At 57.0% G+C, this 16,950-nt stretch carries 15 protein-coding genes; 1 reads left to right on the top strand and 14 read right to left on the bottom strand.

What is annotated here, in order from left to right; genetic code table 11:
• Positions 1-161 precede the first annotated feature (161 nt).
• The 4 genes from asd to leuC form a co-directional block, all read right to left on the bottom strand.
• On the bottom strand, positions 162-1,277 hold the full coding sequence (gene asd / locus CDH48_RS10425) for an aspartate-semialdehyde dehydrogenase (protein WP_100688678.1): 1,116 nt from the start codon (positions 1,275-1,277) through the stop codon (positions 162-164).
• A gap of 126 nt (positions 1,278-1,403) precedes the next feature.
• On the bottom strand, positions 1,404-2,477 hold the full coding sequence (gene leuB, locus CDH48_RS10420) for a 3-isopropylmalate dehydrogenase (RefSeq protein ID WP_100688677.1): 1,074 nt from the start codon (positions 2,475-2,477) through the stop codon (positions 1,404-1,406).
• 91 nt (positions 2,478-2,568) lie between these two features.
• Positions 2,569-3,216, bottom strand: a complete 648-nt coding sequence (gene leuD, locus CDH48_RS10415) for a 3-isopropylmalate dehydratase small subunit (protein ID WP_100688676.1) — start codon at positions 3,214-3,216, stop codon at positions 2,569-2,571.
• Positions 3,217-3,219: 3 nt separating this feature from the next.
• The gene (gene leuC, locus CDH48_RS10410; protein WP_100688675.1) at positions 3,220-4,656 is read right to left on the bottom strand and encodes a 3-isopropylmalate dehydratase large subunit; all 1,437 of its coding nucleotides are present in this window, start codon (positions 4,654-4,656) and stop codon (positions 3,220-3,222) included.
• Between the two features lie 153 nt (positions 4,657-4,809).
• Between leuC and CDH48_RS10405 the strand changes: the two genes are divergently transcribed.
• Positions 4,810-5,712, top strand: a complete 903-nt coding sequence (locus CDH48_RS10405; protein ID WP_100688674.1) for a LysR family transcriptional regulator — start codon at positions 4,810-4,812, stop codon at positions 5,710-5,712.
• Here the strand turns inward: CDH48_RS10405 and CDH48_RS10400 are convergent.
• From CDH48_RS10400 to CDH48_RS10355, 10 genes are all read right to left on the bottom strand, one after another.
• Positions 5,685-6,848 carry an MFS transporter gene (locus tag CDH48_RS10400; protein WP_100688673.1) on the bottom strand — a complete coding sequence of 388 codons (1,164 nt, stop codon included), beginning with the start codon at positions 6,846-6,848 and terminating at the stop codon, positions 5,685-5,687. The two genes, CDH48_RS10405 and CDH48_RS10400, sit on opposite strands and share 28 nt — an antisense overlap.
• A gap of 175 nt (positions 6,849-7,023) precedes the next feature.
• Positions 7,024-8,118, bottom strand: coding sequence for a chorismate synthase (gene aroC, locus CDH48_RS10395; protein WP_100688672.1), 1,095 nt, complete (start codon positions 8,116-8,118; stop codon positions 7,024-7,026).
• Between the two features lie 37 nt (positions 8,119-8,155).
• Positions 8,156-9,058: a 50S ribosomal protein L3 N(5)-glutamine methyltransferase gene (gene prmB / locus CDH48_RS10390; protein WP_100688671.1), complete on the bottom strand. Its 903-nt coding sequence runs from the start codon at positions 9,056-9,058 to the stop codon at positions 8,156-8,158.
• 105 nt (positions 9,059-9,163) lie between these two features.
• Positions 9,164-10,327: a patatin-like phospholipase family protein gene (locus CDH48_RS10385; protein WP_100688670.1), complete on the bottom strand. Its 1,164-nt coding sequence runs from the start codon at positions 10,325-10,327 to the stop codon at positions 9,164-9,166.
• Between the two features lie 4 nt (positions 10,328-10,331).
• On the bottom strand, positions 10,332-11,195 hold the full coding sequence (locus CDH48_RS10380; RefSeq protein ID WP_100688669.1) for a DUF4892 domain-containing protein: 864 nt from the start codon (positions 11,193-11,195) through the stop codon (positions 10,332-10,334).
• Between the two features lie 43 nt (positions 11,196-11,238).
• A complete protein-coding gene (locus CDH48_RS10375) occupies positions 11,239-12,231 on the bottom strand; it encodes an alpha/beta fold hydrolase (RefSeq protein ID WP_100688668.1) in 993 nt (330 codons plus the stop codon).
• 14 nt (positions 12,232-12,245) lie between these two features.
• Entirely contained in the window at positions 12,246-12,596 is a 351-nt protein-coding gene (locus CDH48_RS10370; protein WP_100688667.1) for a PilZ domain-containing protein, read from the bottom strand.
• A 112-nt stretch (positions 12,597-12,708) separates the two neighbouring features.
• Positions 12,709-13,740 carry a hypothetical protein gene (locus CDH48_RS10365; protein WP_100688666.1) on the bottom strand — a complete coding sequence of 344 codons (1,032 nt, stop codon included), beginning with the start codon at positions 13,738-13,740 and terminating at the stop codon, positions 12,709-12,711.
• A complete protein-coding gene (locus tag CDH48_RS10360; protein ID WP_100688665.1) occupies positions 13,733-15,850 on the bottom strand; it encodes a transglutaminase TgpA family protein in 2,118 nt (705 codons plus the stop codon). Before CDH48_RS10360 ends, CDH48_RS10365 begins: the two co-directional genes overlap by 8 nt.
• Entirely contained in the window at positions 15,847-16,884 is a 1,038-nt protein-coding gene (locus CDH48_RS10355) for a DUF58 domain-containing protein (protein ID WP_100688664.1), read from the bottom strand. Before CDH48_RS10355 ends, CDH48_RS10360 begins: the two co-directional genes overlap by 4 nt.
• Positions 16,885-16,950: the final 66 nt, after the last annotated feature.

Here is a 16,950-nt window from a genome sequence, read left to right as displayed (position 1 = left end):
ATCAATCAGATGCAATCCTTGCACCATTTATTTATCAGTTGCACGGAACTCCTTAGTACTCCTGAAAATAACAGGGGCGGAGCCTGAAATCAGCCTCCGCCCCCGAACCGGCTTCCCGAAACCGGACACAGTTGGCATTAATTGCCTCTGTGTAACATTTCTTAACGCTCCTGCAGAATCCGTAACATGCGGCGCAGGGGTTCAGCGGCTCCCCACAGAAGCTGGTCACCCACGGTAAATGCCGAAATATATTCCGGCCCCATGGCCAATTTGCGGATTCGCCCAATGGGCACACTCAAGGTGCCGGTTACCTTGGCTGGTGTCAGCTCTTCGATTGTGGCATCGCGATCGTTGGGAATAACTTTTACCCAGTCGTTCGCTTTCGCCAGAATGGATTCAATCTCGGCAACAGGCAGATCTTTCTTCAGTTTGATGGTCAGCGCCTGACTGTGGGAGCGCATGGCACCAATCCGCACACAGATCCCGTCAATGGGAATCGGGTTCCCTGAGCGCCCCAGGATCTTGTTGGTTTCAACACCCGCTTTCCACTCTTCCTTGCTCATGCCGTTATCAAGCTGCTTGTCGATAAACGGAATAAGACTGCCTGCCAGGGGTACCTGGAAATGCTCGGTGGGAAAGCCGTCGGAACGCATGGTTTCCGTCACCTTGCGGTCGATGTCCAGAATTGCCGAAGACGGGCTTGCCAGTTCTTCACTGACACTACGGCTGAGCTCGCCCATCTGGTTAAGCAGTTCACGCATATTCTGCGCGCCGGAACCGGACGCAGCCTGGTAGGTCATGGGAGTTACCCACTCAATCAGGTCCTGCTCCAGCAGCCCGCCCAGGGCAAGCATCATCAGGCTGACCGTGCAGTTACCACCAATGTAATCCTTGACTCCGCTATCGAGCGCAGCGTCAATTACGTTGCGGTTCACCGGGTCCAGAACAATAACGGAATGGTCGGCCATGCGCAGCGCAGAAGCCGCATCAATCCAGTAGCCTTCCCAGCCCGCATCACGCAGTTTCTGGTAAACCGCATTGGTGTAATCGCCACCCTGACAGGTCAGCACCACATCCAGGGTTTTAAGGGTTTCGATATCGAACGCATCCTGCAGCAGTGGCACGCCTTCTTTTCCCACGTCCGGAGCTGGCTGGCCAGTCTGGGAGGTGGAAAAGAATACCGGATCGATATCTGCAAAATCGTTTTCTTCGCGCATGCGCTGCATGAGGACAGAGCCCACCATACCGCGCCAACCTACAAGTCCAACTCGCTTCATGTGCGACCTTTGAACCTCGTTTTATGCCCGCCCTCAACCTTTATCGCTGGCAGGGACAGGATGAATGGGCCCGCAGCAACCGCATCGCGTTGCTGTCGGGGGAAATTGTCAATGTAATGCCTCTGTTTACAGGGCAGCCAGTACCGCGTCGCCCATCTCACGGGTGGAAACACGGGTACCACCTTCCGACATGATATCAGCCGTGCGCAACCCCTGGTCCAGTACCTTGTTTACAGCCGCTTCAATGGCGGCAGCCGCTTTTTCTTCCTCAAGGCTGTACCGCAGCATCATGGCAGCGCTGATGATCGTTGCCAGCGGGTTGGCGATACCCTTACCAGCGATATCCGGTGCTGACCCGTGGCAAGGCTCGTACATACCCTGCTTTTCAGAGTTCAGCGAAGCCGACGGCAACATGCCAATTGAGCCAGTAAGCATGGCGGCTTCATCTGAAAGAATATCACCAAACATGTTGCCAGTCACAATCACATCAAACTGTTTGGGCGCACGAACCAGTTGCATGGCAGCGTTGTCGACGTACATGTGGGATAGCTCAACGTCGGGGTACTCACGCTTGAGATCATTCATGATTTCCCGCCACAACACGGTCACTTCCAGTACGTTTGCCTTATCGACGGAGCAGAGTTTTTTACCGCGCTGTTGTGCGGCCTCAAAGGCAACCCTGCCAATGCGCCGGATTTCGGATTCTGTGTAGGCGTAAGTGTTGTAACCCTGACGCTCCCCATTTTCCAGTTCGCGAACACCCCGCGGCTGGCCGAAATAGATACCGCCGGTAAGCTCACGCACGATCATGATATCCAGGCCGGAAACCACCTCCGGCTTGAGGGAGGATGCCGAAGCCAGTTGCGGGTACAGAACCGCTGGGCGCAGGTTTGCAAACAGCTCCAGCTTCGATCGCAGGCCCAGCAGGCCCTTTTCCGGGCGTTTTGCCATAGGCAGGCCATCCCATTTGGGGCCACCAACTGCCCCCAGCAGGATTGCATCCGCTTTCGTGGCCTTCGAGAGAGTATCCTCGGGTAACGGGGTGTCTGCATCGTCCAGGGCTGCACCGCCCACCAGGCCGGACTCGAACCTGAGCTGCAGATCAAACTTTTCGTTAACGGCGTGCAGAATCCTTTCAGCCTCTGCAACAATTTCCGGGCCTATGCCGTCGCCCGGCAGAAGAAGAACAGTTCGGGACATGAGATGTTTCCAGTTTTCCTGTTACCGGGCGCATGACCCGGCGAGTTAAGCAATACCGGGTGACTCGCCGCCAACCCGGCCTGATGTGTAATTACTGGCCTGCACCAAACAGCCAGGGCGCTGTCTGACGACGCTGATCTTCATAAGCCTTGATCAGCTCGGCATCCTCCAGGGTCACCCCGATATCATCGAGACCATTGAGCAGGCAGTGCCGGCGGAAGTCATCCACATCGAAACTGAAAGACTCACCGGATGGTGTGGTTACGGTTTTTGCGTCCAGATCCACCGACAGCTGATAACCTTCTTCGGCTTCAGCCTCCCGGAACAACTGATCTACTATTTTTTCTTCAAGAACAATGGGTAGCAGACCGTTCTTAAAGCAGTTATTGTAAAAAATATCCGCAAAGCTCGGTGCAATAATTACCCGGAATCCGTAATCATCAAGTGCCCAAGGAGCGTGCTCACGGCTGGAGCCACAACCAAAGTTACTCCGCGCCAACAGAATACTGGCACCCTGATAGCGGGGCTGATTAAGCACAAAATCCGGGTTCAGCGGCCTTTGCGAGCTGTCCTGATCCGGTTTGCCTTCGTCCAGGTAACGCAGTTCATCAAACAGGTTCGGGCCAAAGCCCGTGCGCTTGATGGATTTCAGAAACTGTTTGGGAATAATCATGTCCGTATCCACATTGGAACGGTCCATGGGGGCCACCAGGCCCTGGTGTTGCGTAAATGCGCGCATGGTTCAGTTCTCTCCTGTGGCAGGGTTAAGCAGTTCACGAACATCAACGAAATGGCCAGCTACCGCCGCGGCAGCGGCCATGGCCGGGCTCACCAGGTGCGTGCGCCCACCAAAGCCCTGCCGGCCTTCAAAGTTGCGGTTGGAGGTAGAGGCACAGTGCTCGCCCTGCCCCAGTTTATCGGCGTTCATGGCCAGGCACATGGAGCAACCGGGGTCACGCCATTCAAGACCTGCTTCAACAAAAATCCGGTCCAGCCCTTCGGCTTCAGCCTGCTCTTTCACCAGACCGGAACCCGGGACAACCATGGCCTGCTTGAGGCTATCGGCCACTTTGCGCCCCTTGACCACAGCGGCTGCCTCCCGCAAATCTTCAATACGACTGTTGGTACAGGAACCGATAAACACCCTGTCCAGTTTGATGTCCGTGATTGCCTGGTTCGGCTTCAGGCCCATGTACTTCAGTGCCCGCTCAATGCCTTCGCGCTTGATGGGATCTTCTTCTTTGGCAGGATCCGGCACAGCACCGGTAATATCCGCCACCATTTCCGGCGACGTGCCCCAGCTTACCTGTGGCAGGATCTCTGAGCCGTCAAATTCAACCACCTTGTCAAACTGTGCATCAAGATCACTGTGCAGGGTTCGCCAGTATTTAACGGCAGCATCCCAGGTTTCGCCCTTGGGTGCGAACGGGCGGCCTTTCACGTAGTCGATGGTGGTGCCGTCCACAGCAACCATGCCCACCCGGGCACCGGCCTCGATGGCCATATTACAGATGGTCATGCGGCCTTCCATACTCAGGTTCTGAATGGCCTCCCCGCCGAATTCGATGGCATAACCTGTGCCGCCGGCGGTACCGATTTTGCCAATAATAGCCAGGACCACGTCTTTTCCGGTCACACCTTCGCCAAGCTGGCCGTTTACCTTCACCAGCATGTTTTTCATTTTCTGCTGCACCAGGCACTGGGTTGCCAGCACATGCTCCACTTCCGATGTGCCAATGCCATGGGCAAGGCAGCCGAACGCCCCGTGGGTAGAGGTATGGGAGTCGCCGCAAACAATGGTCATGCCTGGCAGGGTTGCGCCCTGCTCCGGCCCGATCACATGTACGATACCCTGGCGCTTGTCCTTGATTTTGAATTCAAGAATCCCGAACTCATCACAGTTTTTGCCCAGCGTTTCCACCTGAGTGCGGGAAACCGGGTCAACAATACCGTCGATACCCTTGTCGCGATCCGTGGTTGGAACGTTGTGGTCCGGCGTTGCCAGGTTGGCATCAATACGCCATGGCTTGCGCCCGGCCAGTCGCAGCCCCTCGAACGCCTGGGGCGACGTCACTTCGTGCAACAAGTGGCGATCAATGTAAATCAGTGCAGAACCGTCATCTCTCTGTTTGACCAGGTGATCGTCCCACAATTTGTCGTATAAGGTCTTACCCGCCATGATTCTCTCTCATTTTCCGGAGGTGCAGTTTGAATGCCATCCCCCATCATACCGCCGGGCAAAAGATAACTGCAATTCATGTTTTTCATTCATGGCATTCCAGTGTGTTATGGGATAGCCTTTTCAGATAAAGCATCGCAGGAATAAAAAACCGTGGATTCAAACGCACTCAAGGCCTTTCTTACCATCGTCGACCAGGGCTCGTTTTCGGAAGCTGCCGAGTTACTGCATATCACACAGCCGGCCATCAGCAAGCGCCTGGCCACACTGGAAAACCAGCTGGGTACAACGCTGGTGGACCGAAGCCAGCGCCAGCTGCGCCTCACTGAATCCGGCAGCCGCCTTCTGCCCCATGCGCGCAAAATTCTCGACGAAATCCACAACGCCCGTATTGCCCTCTCGCCGGACTCCAGCCTCATAGAAGGTGAACTCCTCATCATCGCCAGCCACCATATAGGCCTTCATCATCTGCCAAAATGGCTGCGACGGTTCAAACGCGAGCACCCACACGTGGCCATCAACCTGCAGTTCATGGAATCCGATGCAGCCTACGAACAAATGCGAAAACGCAATGCCGAACTGGCTTTTGTCACGCTGAGCGACAGCATGCCTGCCAGCTTTCACGTGTTCGCACAGTGGCCAGACCCCATGGCCTTTGTAGTGGGCAAAGACCACCCCCTGGCCGAACTGGACAGTCCGCGACTGGCCGATCTGGCCGGGCATCCCGCCTTGCTCCCCGACACAACAACATCAACCTACAGGGTGATCAGCCGTCTGTTTCTGGAGGAAAACCTGCCGCTGCACCCACAAATGCCCACCAATTACCTCGAAACCCTGAAAATGATGACCAGCGTTGGCCTTGGCTGGAGTGTGCTGCCACTGCGGATGGTGGACGAAAGCCTGAAAGTACTGGAAGGCGTGGTAACGAAAGGCCCCAATGCGGGCCAGCCGGTCACCCGCGTTCTCGGGGGTATCGGCCTGACCGGCAGACAGCCAGGCAATGCCGCCAGGGCGCTTCTGGCTATCGTTCAGGATGAAGAAGAGGGTTCGGAATGAGAAACCGGCGGAGCCTGAAGCCCCCGTGCTGTAATAATGATAGCGATTGCCATTGCCACGGCGCCGCCCCAGAATGCCGCTGACGTGCTGAAGCCATCCACCAGAAAGCCCGACAGCCAGGCCCCCACCGCACCCCCTGCACCGAACGTCAGGCCACTGTACAAAGCCTGCCCCTGCCCATGATGGTGCTGGCCGAAAAAGCCCTGAACATACTGGACCGAAACCGCATGCAGCGCAGCGTAAGAGGCAGCGTGCAACAGTTGTGCAAACAACAGAATGGGCAGGACATCAGTAAGCTCCGCAATCAGCGCCCACCGCACCATCGTTAACCCCAAAGCGCCAATGGCAATCTGCCGCACCGTAAACTTGCGGGTCAAGCGGTGCATAATCAGAAACAGGCCGATTTCGGAAATCACACCAAGGGACCACAACAGCCCAATAGCAAAGCTTCCGTAACCATGCTGTTCCAGATGAATACTGAAGAACGTGTAGTAGGCGCCGTGGGAAACCTGCAACAGAAAATTCATCAGAAAAAACGCCACCACGGCAGGGTGCGTTACAATAGCCTTCAAGCTGCCTTTGGGTGCCGGGGGTTTACGCTCACCCCGCTCGGCAGGTACAAGAAACGCTGATACTGCAATCCCTGCAAACACCGGCAGAAGCAGCCATGGCAACCACCCAACGGCCACCCACTCCAGAATCGCCCCAATCCCTGCCACTGCAGCAATAAAACCAACCGAACCCCACAACCGGACCTTTCCGTATTTGTCGCGATGCTTTCCAAGCGAGCGCAGGGTGATGACCTCATATAACGGAAGGATCGCGTTCCAGAAAAAAGTAAACGCCAGCATAACCAGCAGCAGCCCGTAAAACCCCGGCTCAAGAAACACCCCGGCAAAAAACACAGAACCGGTTATTGCTCCTAACCGAACCAGCCGGACTCGCTGGCCGGTTTTATCCCCCAAATGACCCCAGACACTGGGCGCGGCAATCTTGGTGAGCTGAATGGTTGCCATGAGCGTGGCAATTTGCAGATAGGAAAAGCCCTGCCCCTGCAAGTACAACGACCAATAGGGCAAAAGCCCGCCCAGAAGGGCGAAAAACCAGAAGTAGAGGTTGGAAAGGCGCCAATAAATCTCGGTATCTCCCAGACCATATTGATAAAACGCCGAACTACGGTGATCCAGTCAGGCGAGGCTGTTCAAAAATCTGGAGCGCCAGGGATGGCGCGACGAAGCCCTACAGGGAGGTATTTACGGGCGTTTTTTGAACAGCCTCGCCTGACTGGATCGCTTCACCGAAGAACGGAACTTATAGCTGCACAATCACAGGCGTAGAAACAGAAACATCCCCATTCTGACCACGGTGCCGCAGATAATGGTCCATCAGAACAATCGCCATCATCGCCTCCGCAATCGGCGTCGCCCGGATCCCCACACAGGGATCGTGCCGGCCCGTGGTAATAACCTCCACCGGATTACCATTTACATCGATACTGCGCCCCGGCAAACGCAAGCTCGACGTAGGCTTCAACGCAATACTCGCCAGAATCGGCTGCCCCGAGGAAATACCGCCCAACACACCACCAGCCTCATTGGACAAAAACCCTTCCGGCGTCATTTCATCCCGGTGTTCGGTACCTTTCTGCGTGATACAGCCAAAACCTGCACCAATCTCCACGCCCTTCACCGCATTGATACTCATCAACGCATGGGCCAGATCCGCATCCAGGCGATCAAACACCGGCTCACCCAGCCCGGGCGGAACACCTTCTGCAACCACATTGATACGGGCGCCGATGGAATCCCCCTCCTTGCGCAGGGCATCCATGTAGGCTTCCATCTCCGGCACTTTGTCGGCATCCGGGCAGAAAAACGGATTCTGATGCACCTGGTCCCAGTCGAGCTTCTCGGCACGAACAGGGCCAAGTTCTGAAAGATAACCGCGAATACGAATTCCCAGACGCTCCTGCAGAAACTTTCGGGCCACAGCACCGGCGGCCACCCGCATGGCGGTTTCACGGGCAGAAGAACGGCCACCACCACGGTAATCCCGAATCCCGTACTTGTGCATATAGGTGTAATCGGCGTGGGCGGGACGGAACTGTTCCGATATTTTCGAATAGTCCCTGGACCGCTGATCCGTATTTTCAATCATCAGACCAATCGGCGTACCGGTCGTTTTGCCCTTAAAAACACCAGACAGAATACGAACCTCATCGGCTTCGCGGCGTTGGGTCGTATGCCGCGACGTACCCGGTTTGCGACGATCCAGGTCCGCCTGCATATCCGCTTCCGAAAGCTCCAGCCCGGGAGGGCAACCATCAATAATGCAGCCCAGTGCAGCGCCGTGGCTCTCGCCAAAAGTGGTCACCGTAAACAGTTTTCCGAAAGAATTTCCTGACATAATTCAGTATCTTGTTAAGGTATTATAAGAAAATGGTTCAGTTCCGTTCCTGCCACTGGCGAAGGTCCTGCTCGCTAATCACAAACACACCATCACCACCGTTACTGAACTCCACCCAGGTAAGAGGGAGATCCGGATAAGCCGCATCCAGCGCCGCCCGGCTATTCCCCACTTCCACCACCAGCAGACCACCGGGCGTAAGGTGCTCCAGAGCGCCGGCAATAATCCTGTGGGCAATATCAAGGCCATCATCGCCCGCCGCCAGCCCCAGCTCAGGTTCATGATGAAACTCTTCGGGCATATCAGCCAGATCTTCCGCATCAACGTAAGGCGGATTACTGACAATAATATCGTACTGGCCACGGATATCCGTAAACACATCCGACTGCACAGTGCGCGCCCGCCCCTGCAGTTCGTGAAGCTCTATGTTGGACTCGGCCACCGCCAGCGCATCCAGTGAAATATCGGCCAGATCAACACTCGCGCTCTCGAATACCGACGCTGCCCCTATCCCGATGCAGCCACTGCCGGTACAAAGATCCAGAATCCGCGCTACCGGTTTATCCCCAAGCCACGGCTGAAAACCGTTTTCTATCAGCTCGCCAATGGGTGAACGGGGCACCAGCACGCGTTCATCCACATGGAATGGCATCCCCATGAACCAGGCTTCACCCAGAAGGTACGCCAGAGGGATGCGCTCATCGATACGGCGCCTGATGCGTGTATGAACCAGTTCGCGCTCTTCCCGGGTCAGCCTGGCATCCAGAAACAGTGTATTGTTTTCAAGGGGCAGATGAAGGCTGCGCAGTACCAACTGCACGGCCTCGTCCCATACATTGTCCGTGCCATGGCCAAAAAACACGGTTGAGGCAGCAAACTGCGACGAGGCATAGCGCAGGTAATCGCGAACGGTGTGAAGGTCTTCAATCGGGCTGGTCACAAACGCTGTTCCCTGTAAGGTCGGATTCAGCGCGGGATTATACGCTGTTTCAATACGATTTTCGGCATCTGCTGCAGACAGAGGATTGACCCTGTCTGCCCCTGTTCAGACTGCCAGGGGCCCGGAACTGCTGCGGTTTTTCTCGAAACGGTCCAGTGCGGTAGCCATACGCTCACGCCCCAACTGGATCAACTCGGGCGCCTTGTGATAATCGTAAGTGCGACAGGCATTCTTCGGAATATTAACCAACAGATCCGGCGGGTAGCCGGCAATCTTGTACTGCACCAGAGCACTCTGCATGGTTTCAATGGTCAGGTTCATCACGTCGAACTTGCCAATCCCGAGCTTGTCCCAGTCAATTGTTTCGTGATCTTCCTGCAATTTCTGGTCGTTGTTGTTCTGTTCTCTCTTCTGCTCTTTTTTCTGTTCTTTTTTCTCGGCTTCTTTCGAGATTTTTTCTTCCGGGCTGTCACCATTGCCGGGTTTTCTGCCACCCAGCGACTTGATGGCGTCCCAGTCGAACCATCGAGAAGCCGCATCACGAACAGCATCCACCCATTCTTCCGTATTATTGCCTTCATCCCGGTTACCGTAGAAGGCTGCATCCGGTATCCGCTGGCGCCGGTCATCCTCACCACTGAGGTTAACGGCCACAACAATATCCGCATGGGCTGAAATTGTCGGAATAATGGGAAGCGGATTCAGCAAAGCACCGTCTACAAGCACCCGGCCACCAAGAACCAACGGTGTTACAACGCTTGGAATGGCAACGGAGGCCCGGATAGCGCGGTCCAGCGGGCCTTCCTGAAACCAGATTTCCTTATGGGCCAGCAGGTCTGTCGCCACCGCCGTATAATGCAGCGGCAGGTTCTCGATGCGGGTATCCCCCAGCATTTCCCGAACCACAGAAAAGATTTTTTCACCCCGGATAGCACCAACCGATTTGAAGGTCAGGTCCAGCAGTTTGAGTACATCAAACTGCCCCAGGCCGGTAACCCAGTCCTTGTAGTCCTGCATTTTCCCGGCGGCGTACATGCCGCCCACAAGCGCGCCCATGGAGCAGCCGGAAATGGCTACAATGTTGTAACCACGCTCGGCCAACACCTCAATGGCACCGATGTGTGCATAACCACGGGCACCGCCGCTACCCAGCGTAAGCGCCACTGTCTGGCGCCTGGCCCGGGAGCCCTTCGCTTCATCCGAGGTTTTGGCGCCGGTGGCCGAGAGATCGGAGCTGTCGAGAACCTTTGTTGCATTGTCGTCTGGCATGGAGCTACCTCCTTACAACCATCACTTCAACCCGGTTACCCTGCCGTGCCGGGTCACTAATGACCACAGACGGCCCCGCAATTACAAGCTCCTGCTGCTGCCTGGACACACCGGTTTTGGCCAGCACTTCCGACAGGGACTCTGCAGCATTGCGGGCACGTTCCATGGAGGCACTGAATGACTCATTGGCCTCCAGCACAGAATAACCCACAAGGATGACTCTGGCTCCTTCTTCCCGCGCGAGCTCGCTTACCCGCCGGCGATCCGTGGCTTGCCAGTCAAACCGGTAGGTAATGCCACCCTGCCAGGGCACAATAACAGGCCCCACGACCCTCTCATTCACACTGCCAAGCCCAGGAACGGCAGCACCGGCCGCCACTTTCAGATGTTCTATCCACACATACTCTCGCAGGTTGCCCCGGGTAACGGTATACACCGAAGTCAACCAGCGGCTGCCATCATCCGCCACTACCCCGGCAACCAGGTAATCCTGGGTTGCATCGCGGCCATAGAGCACCGCCTGATTGAATATCTGGTTTGCCCAGACATTGCTTCTCCCGCAGCGAATCCCCGAGCACTCGAACAGAATCTGTGCGCCCCGGTCGCGAAGCAGCCCGAGGTAATGCTCACGTGCTTCCCGACGGTTCGCATCCCGGGCGATCTGGTAGAGGCGACCTTCGCCGGACACCGGCAGGCGAGCCATGGATTCAGAACGAATCTCATTGTTAACCTCCCGAACCGGGCTGAACAGCACCAGGTGCCCGGAGGATTCGATCGACACTTTTGCCTCCAGCGTGGACTCGGGAAAAGCCTGCGGCACGGCTTCGGGAAGCGCCGCACTGGCAATCCCGGAAGAAATCAACAGCATAAAGCTGAGGAGTAAGCGGACTAGCAAGGATTTTGGCAATATTTTACTCATTCTCAAGGAAATGTCTGACAACATCCGCCACTGGGCGGGTGTCCCCATCAAGATGGCAATGGTGCCCACCGGGCACGTCAACTGTTTGAATATGCGGCACTGCATCCGCTCGCTTGTCCAGCCCCTGCCTCCGTGCCAGCAGGCCATCCTTCGCGCGCACAAACAAGGTCGACGCCTGAACAGACTGCAAAGAAGCCACCACCTGTTCTTCGGTCATCATCAGGGGCGAGGGGTGTCGTAACCGGGCATCCGTCCGCCAGCTGTAGCCACCTCCCTCGGGTTTCAGGTTGCGGGGGACCAGCGTCAGAGCGGCTTCATGGCTAAGCGGGCTGAGCCCTCCTTCGCGAACTTTTGCCGCCGTAACAATATCGGGATAGACGGCGGGGCGCCCGGAGCCTGCGATTCGTTTTTTTATGGACTTGCGAAGCTGTGGAACCGTTTCACTGGCCGGGCGGCTGAGGGCTCCGAGGCTGTCAATCATCACCAGTTTTCGCACCCGCTCCGGAAACGCCGCTGCGTAGAGCGCGCCGACAATGCCACCCAGCGAATGTCCTACAATGTCCATTTTCTGAACGGCCTTGTTCTGATCTACGTGTTGCCCCGATTTTCCAACCTGCTTGCCACGATAAAAATGCGTTTCAATCAGCTCTGCGATATCGACCACGTAATCCATGAGCTGATAACTCTGGCCCGGGGGCCGGTGCCCGGAATGGCCGTGGCCTGCAAGATCAACCGAGAACAGCGATGACACCCGGGTGAGCTCTGGTGCTATCCGGGAGAAGGTCAGGCTGTTATCGAGCCAGCCATGAAGCATTATAATAGGCGGGTTAGAAGCCGGCGCGGAAACCGCGGCAGGCCAGCTCAGGCCCGCAAGAGTAATGTGCCGCAATGGCCACACCGTCTCGCGAGCGCCCGATCGGGCAAGATCAAAGGTTTCTTCAGCGGTTTCAGTGCTGGCGCCTGACAAGGCGGCAAGATCATTCATTCCACAAGCCCGCCTCACATTGTGTGCGTCGGGCGATCAGAGCTCAGAGAACCCGCAAGATAGGATTCGATCTTTGTTCTGGCGCTCTCGTCATCACCGTTGAACTGCACGCCAATCCCGGCGGCGCGGTTGCCCTGGGCGCCCTTGGGCGTAATCCAGATAACCTTGCCCGCGACAGGAATTTTCTCCGGCTCGTCCATCAGGTTCAGCAGCAGAAAAACCTCATCGCCAAGCTGATACTGTTTCTGGGTTGGTATGAACAATCCACCCTGACGAATGTAAGGCATGTAAGCGGCATACAAAACCGCCTTGTCCTTGATCGTCAGGGTCAGAATGCCACTGCGTGCACCAAATCCGGGCCCCATATACGACACCTTTCCTGTTTTATAATCCAGTTATGTGATCCAGCTATGTGGGAGTGGGTAAAAAAACCCTGATATCTCCAAATCATAGCAGTTGTTCCCTGCAAAAGCGCAATCAGGATGCGCGACGCTTTGCTGGCATCAGCTCCTGCCAGGCGATGAGCAGGCGGCTCGCCTCCAACTCCGGGTTTACGTTGTATGCCCCGGCTGCGCGGGCTTCGCGGACCTTGTCCAGCAGGTCGTGGGCGCGCCAGGCAGGATTAATACCGGCCAGAAAACTGAGCATTTCCCCGGCTTCGTGATCATTTGCCTGGCCCCCGGCACAAAGCCGTGCCAGGTCTGCCGCCCAGCCTTCAAATAACCAGAGCGTGTCTTCCAGCCCCAAAGCCTTGAACGCCCTCGCGGCTTCCCCCACCGCAACCTGGCCTTTCATGAACAGACGGAACTTCTCGAATGCTTCGTCCCTCAGGGCGGGGAACTCACCGGTAGCGTATTCAAGCGCAAGGCGCGGCGCATTACCCGCCAGCATTAGCGACTTTGCCAGAAGCTCCGGCGCGGGCTGCCGGTCACTGTCAAGACTGGAAATCCTGCCGGCAAGCCACTTTTCTGACTGTTCCAGCGAAGGCACCGGAATGGACAACATCTGGCACCTGGAGCGGATTGTCGGCAAAACTGGCCGGCCGCTTTCCTGCAGAAGCAGCAGTACAAAATCCGGCACAGGCTCTTCCAGGGTTTTCAGCAGAGCGTTGGCCGCATTGATATTGAGCTGGTCGGCACGGTCGATAATGGCAATTTTGCGGGCCGCTACCTGCGGCGACGACACAGCAAATGCAGACAGCGACCGGATCTGATCGACTCTGATCATCCGGGACTTCTCCGGGGAGAAAACCCGTACATCCGGATGACTGGACGCCGCAAGCAACTCACACTGGCGGCATTGGCCACAGGCACGGGGCTGGCCGGATTGCATATCCAAAGGCGCCGCACACAACAACAAGCCCGCAACCGCGTCTGCCCAGGCACGTTTGCCCACACCACACTCACCGTTAACCATCAGGGCATGGGGAAGCCGCCCATCCGCAAGCTGGTTCTGGATAACCTGCCACGGCTTCTGAAGCCATGGCATTTCAAGGGCAATATCAGTCAATCTGTTTTCCTGAATCCGGTTTAGTGGCCCGAAAGGCTGCGGGTCGGTTTTTGCCGCTGCGGCGAAGCTGCCGCCTCATGGTAACCAACAATCTGCGCAGGCGGGTTGCCTCACCTTTGTCATCGCTTTTTCCGCCCCCTGTTGCTTGGTGCTTATAGTAATGGCTGTTCACCATTCGGGCAAAAAGCCTGGCCGAGTCGGCAACTGCCGGCTCCGCAGCCGCCAGCCGGGAAGCCAGTGTTGAAGGGGTTTCTCCGTGCCTTACCGGCACACCTGCCCGGGCGCACAACTGATACCAGGCATCCAGCACTCGCCTGTACCGGTCCCGGCTTGTGCCACGGCGCATTTGCAGGGCAGAGACAAGACCGGCGATCAGAAGGCCTGCGCCTACAATACCTGCAGTCAGGTAGCCGAGTTCACGCATACCAAAGCCGCCGGGCAAGCGTGACATAAGATCCATCTGGCTCTGGCCCTGGTAACCCACCACCCAGCGCTGCCATTGGTAGTTGATACGGTCGAGCTGCAAGCTGGCCCACTGGATAAGGGCAACATCACCGTAACGCTGTGCCGAAGCCCAGTTATTCTCCAGGAAAGAGCCCTCTTCCGCTACGGCATCCCGCAAACCCGATTCAATGCGATCCGGCGCGATCGCGGCTGTGGGGTCAATACGAATCCAGCCCTGCCCTTCCACCCAGGCCTCAACCCAGGCGTGGGCATCATACTGGCGAACAATCAGGTAATCACCACCGGCACCACTCTCACCACCCTGATAACCCACAACAACCCGTGCCGGAATACCTGCAGCGCGCAACACAAAGGTGGTGGCGCCCGCGTAGTGGGCACAGAACCCGCGTTTTTGATCAAACAGCAGGCTGTCGATACCATTATCCGGCATTTGAGGCGGTCGCAGAGTGTAGTAATAAGGCTGTTCCCGGAAACGGTTAAGCAGTGCACGAATCACCCCCAGGTCACCGGTTGAGCCCTTCAGTTCCCCGGCCAGAATCCGGGCCCGGGGGTTACCCTCAGCCGGGAGCTGAAGGTAACGATGCGCTTCCCGCTGCTCCAGGGTTTCCGTTGCAGTTTCTCCGGTATTCTGGAGCGCCAGCCTGTAGCGAATCGGGCTGTCAGCCGGGCGGCGGAAACGGAACAGGTTATCTGCTTCCTGAACCACGTTATCCGACACCGCCACCGAATCCGCAAGAGCGAAGGCCCAGCGCTGGTCCGTTGGCTCCATCAGTACATCGTACTCATTGGGCTTGAGATCACCCACGCCGCCATCCACGTTAACCCGTCCGGGGCGGCGATAGGGCTCATAGCCGCTCTGGCGCCAGGTGCCATTATCCAGAGTATCCAGGATCAATCCACGCCAGTATCTGTCACGATATTGTGGCATGGCACCGCCGAAGGTCACCCGAAAGGCCCGCTCACTGCTTTGGGCCAGGCTGGATATGTCCCCCGGCCGCATTGTGTCGCTGATCCCGGTGCGAGCCTGGCCAGATACCAGTGGCACACTCCACAAAGGCGCCATCCGGGGGAAAAACACGAACAGAAGCACTACTATTGGCAAAACCTTCAGGAGCATGACACCCAAGCGGCGCCAGCCAGCCTTCACACCTCCCGGCAACTCCGGGGCATTAAGCACCTGCAATCCGATCAGCAACAGCGCAATGGCGCCAATGTTCACCAACGCCCAGTGAATTTCCTGGTGGAACAGGAAATTCACCGTGGCCAGGTACACCAGAATATAGAAAAGAACATAGAAATCACGGGAGGTGCGGGTTTCCAGCCATTTCAAGCCAACCGTCAACACAAAGAACGAAGCTGCGGTATCCACGGTGAAGCTCCCCTGCACCCCAATCAGATACACAGCAACAAGAGCCAGCATGATCCCGCCACGCAGCCAGCGGCCCGGCAGGCGTACGCGGCCCAGTTGAGCCAGCCATCGCCAGCCTGCCAACGCAATACAGGCAATAATCAACCATACCGGCAACCGGTCAATCTGGGGCGTCAGTAACAGGGCAAAACTGGCCATCAACCAGAGCAAGGCGCGGGACGGAAGGCTGTCAACCCGTGTTTCAACCGGCTTGTTTCCGCGATTCAATAGGCTCATGACCGCTCTCCTGCCATGGCGTTCCCGGACCGGCTTGTATCCATGCCAGTGCGCGTACCGTGGGGCTCTGCAAACGCATCTCTCGGCTTCTCCTCGCCCCAGACTGCCAGCGCCCGATGGCAGCGGGTTACATGAGCCGCACCGCTATCGGGTTCAATCACCTGCCCCGGCAGATTCAGCCCGAACCTCGCGCCGGCCCGGCCCCGTTCAAGCACAAGCCAGGACAGGTAGCTGAGCCGTAATTCATGATCCGCCCCCGGAAAGGCATTGAAATCAAGCCAGTGCGGGCTGCCTTTATCGGCTTCCCAGTCCGCCACCACCATCTGGCCACTGCGGGCGAACCGCTTCCACATCACACGCTGGCTCAAATCCCCTTCACGCCAGGGCCTCAACTCGGCGTGATCATTGCCTTCGGGAGAGCGGGAACTGGCCGTTTGCTCACCATCAGCCAGGGTGCTGAGCACCTCGGGCGCCGCAATGGGCCGCGGATATACCACACCCGCTGCCATGGGCCTCATCCACGACCAGGCTTTCAGCAGCCCAAAGGGAAAGCGGGTTTCAATACGGATACTCTCGGGGCGTAAATACCCCCGGTACGCCGAAGGCACGGGCAGAGCTACGTCAACCGACTGGCCGGAAGGCACGTAACCCACAGCCACAGAAAGGTCGTTGGCAGACAAGGTCAGGGCTATGGCATCGTCTTTGCCGGCGGTCGCCCGCAACCGGAACACGATGTCATCCCCTGCAAAACCCTCACCGGCCTGAACCAGTGTCAACTCCAGGCCGGAAAGATTGCGGTGAGTCTGGTGCATGGCCCCCACAAAGACAGCCCCCAGCAGAAACGTTACCAGGTAGATAAGGCTGTTCTGGTAATTGATACCGGTGATGAGCATGATCAGCAACAGCATGCCAAACACCACACCCGCGGCGGTCGGCAGAATGAAGAGGTTTCTCTGGGTGAGTAACTGGACATCCGACCGTGGAATCCGGCGATTTATCCAGCGCTGCCAGCGGCTACGAAATAATCTGTTCATTGTGCCCCTGAGGCCATGTTATCCCCTGAAAGTTCAACGTATCCAAAGATCTGGTCACAAACTCAT

Origin of the sequence: Marinobacter aromaticivorans (genome assembly GCF_002806975.1) — a bacterium.
In the GTDB taxonomy this organism is placed as follows: domain Bacteria; phylum Pseudomonadota; class Gammaproteobacteria; order Pseudomonadales; family Oleiphilaceae; genus Marinobacter; species Marinobacter aromaticivorans.
Note: the sequence above shows the minus strand (reverse complement) of the source record. Positions and strands in the feature narration are given on the sequence as shown.

Bases quoted from the DNA above. Each gene is read 5' to 3' on its own strand.
- asd (WP_100688678.1), bottom strand. From the start codon at position 1,277: ATGAAGCGAGTTGGACTTGTAGGTTGGCGCGGTATGGTGGGCTCTGTC.
- leuB (WP_100688677.1), bottom strand. From the start codon at position 2,477: ATGTCCCGAACTGTTCTTCTTCTGCCGGGCGACGGCATAGGCCCGGAA.
- leuD (WP_100688676.1), bottom strand. From the start codon at position 3,216: ATGCGCGCATTTACGCAACACCAGGGCCTGGTGGCCCCCATGGACCGT.
- leuC (WP_100688675.1), bottom strand. From the start codon at position 4,656: ATGGCGGGTAAGACCTTATACGACAAATTGTGGGACGATCACCTGGTC.
- aroC (WP_100688672.1), bottom strand. From the start codon at position 8,118: ATGTCAGGAAATTCTTTCGGAAAACTGTTTACGGTGACCACTTTTGGC.
- CDH48_RS10385 (WP_100688670.1), bottom strand. From the start codon at position 10,327: ATGCCAGACGACAATGCAACAAAGGTTCTCGACAGCTCCGATCTCTCG.
- CDH48_RS10380 (WP_100688669.1), bottom strand. From the start codon at position 11,195: ATGCTGTTGATTTCTTCCGGGATTGCCAGTGCGGCGCTTCCCGAAGCC.
- CDH48_RS10375 (WP_100688668.1), bottom strand. From the start codon at position 12,231: ATGAATGATCTTGCCGCCTTGTCAGGCGCCAGCACTGAAACCGCTGAA.
- CDH48_RS10370 (WP_100688667.1), bottom strand. From the start codon at position 12,596: ATGGGGCCCGGATTTGGTGCACGCAGTGGCATTCTGACCCTGACGATC.
- CDH48_RS10360 (WP_100688665.1), bottom strand. From the start codon at position 15,850: ATGAGCCTATTGAATCGCGGAAACAAGCCGGTTGAAACACGGGTTGAC.
- CDH48_RS10355 (WP_100688664.1), bottom strand. From the start codon at position 16,884: ATGAACAGATTATTTCGTAGCCGCTGGCAGCGCTGGATAAATCGCCGG.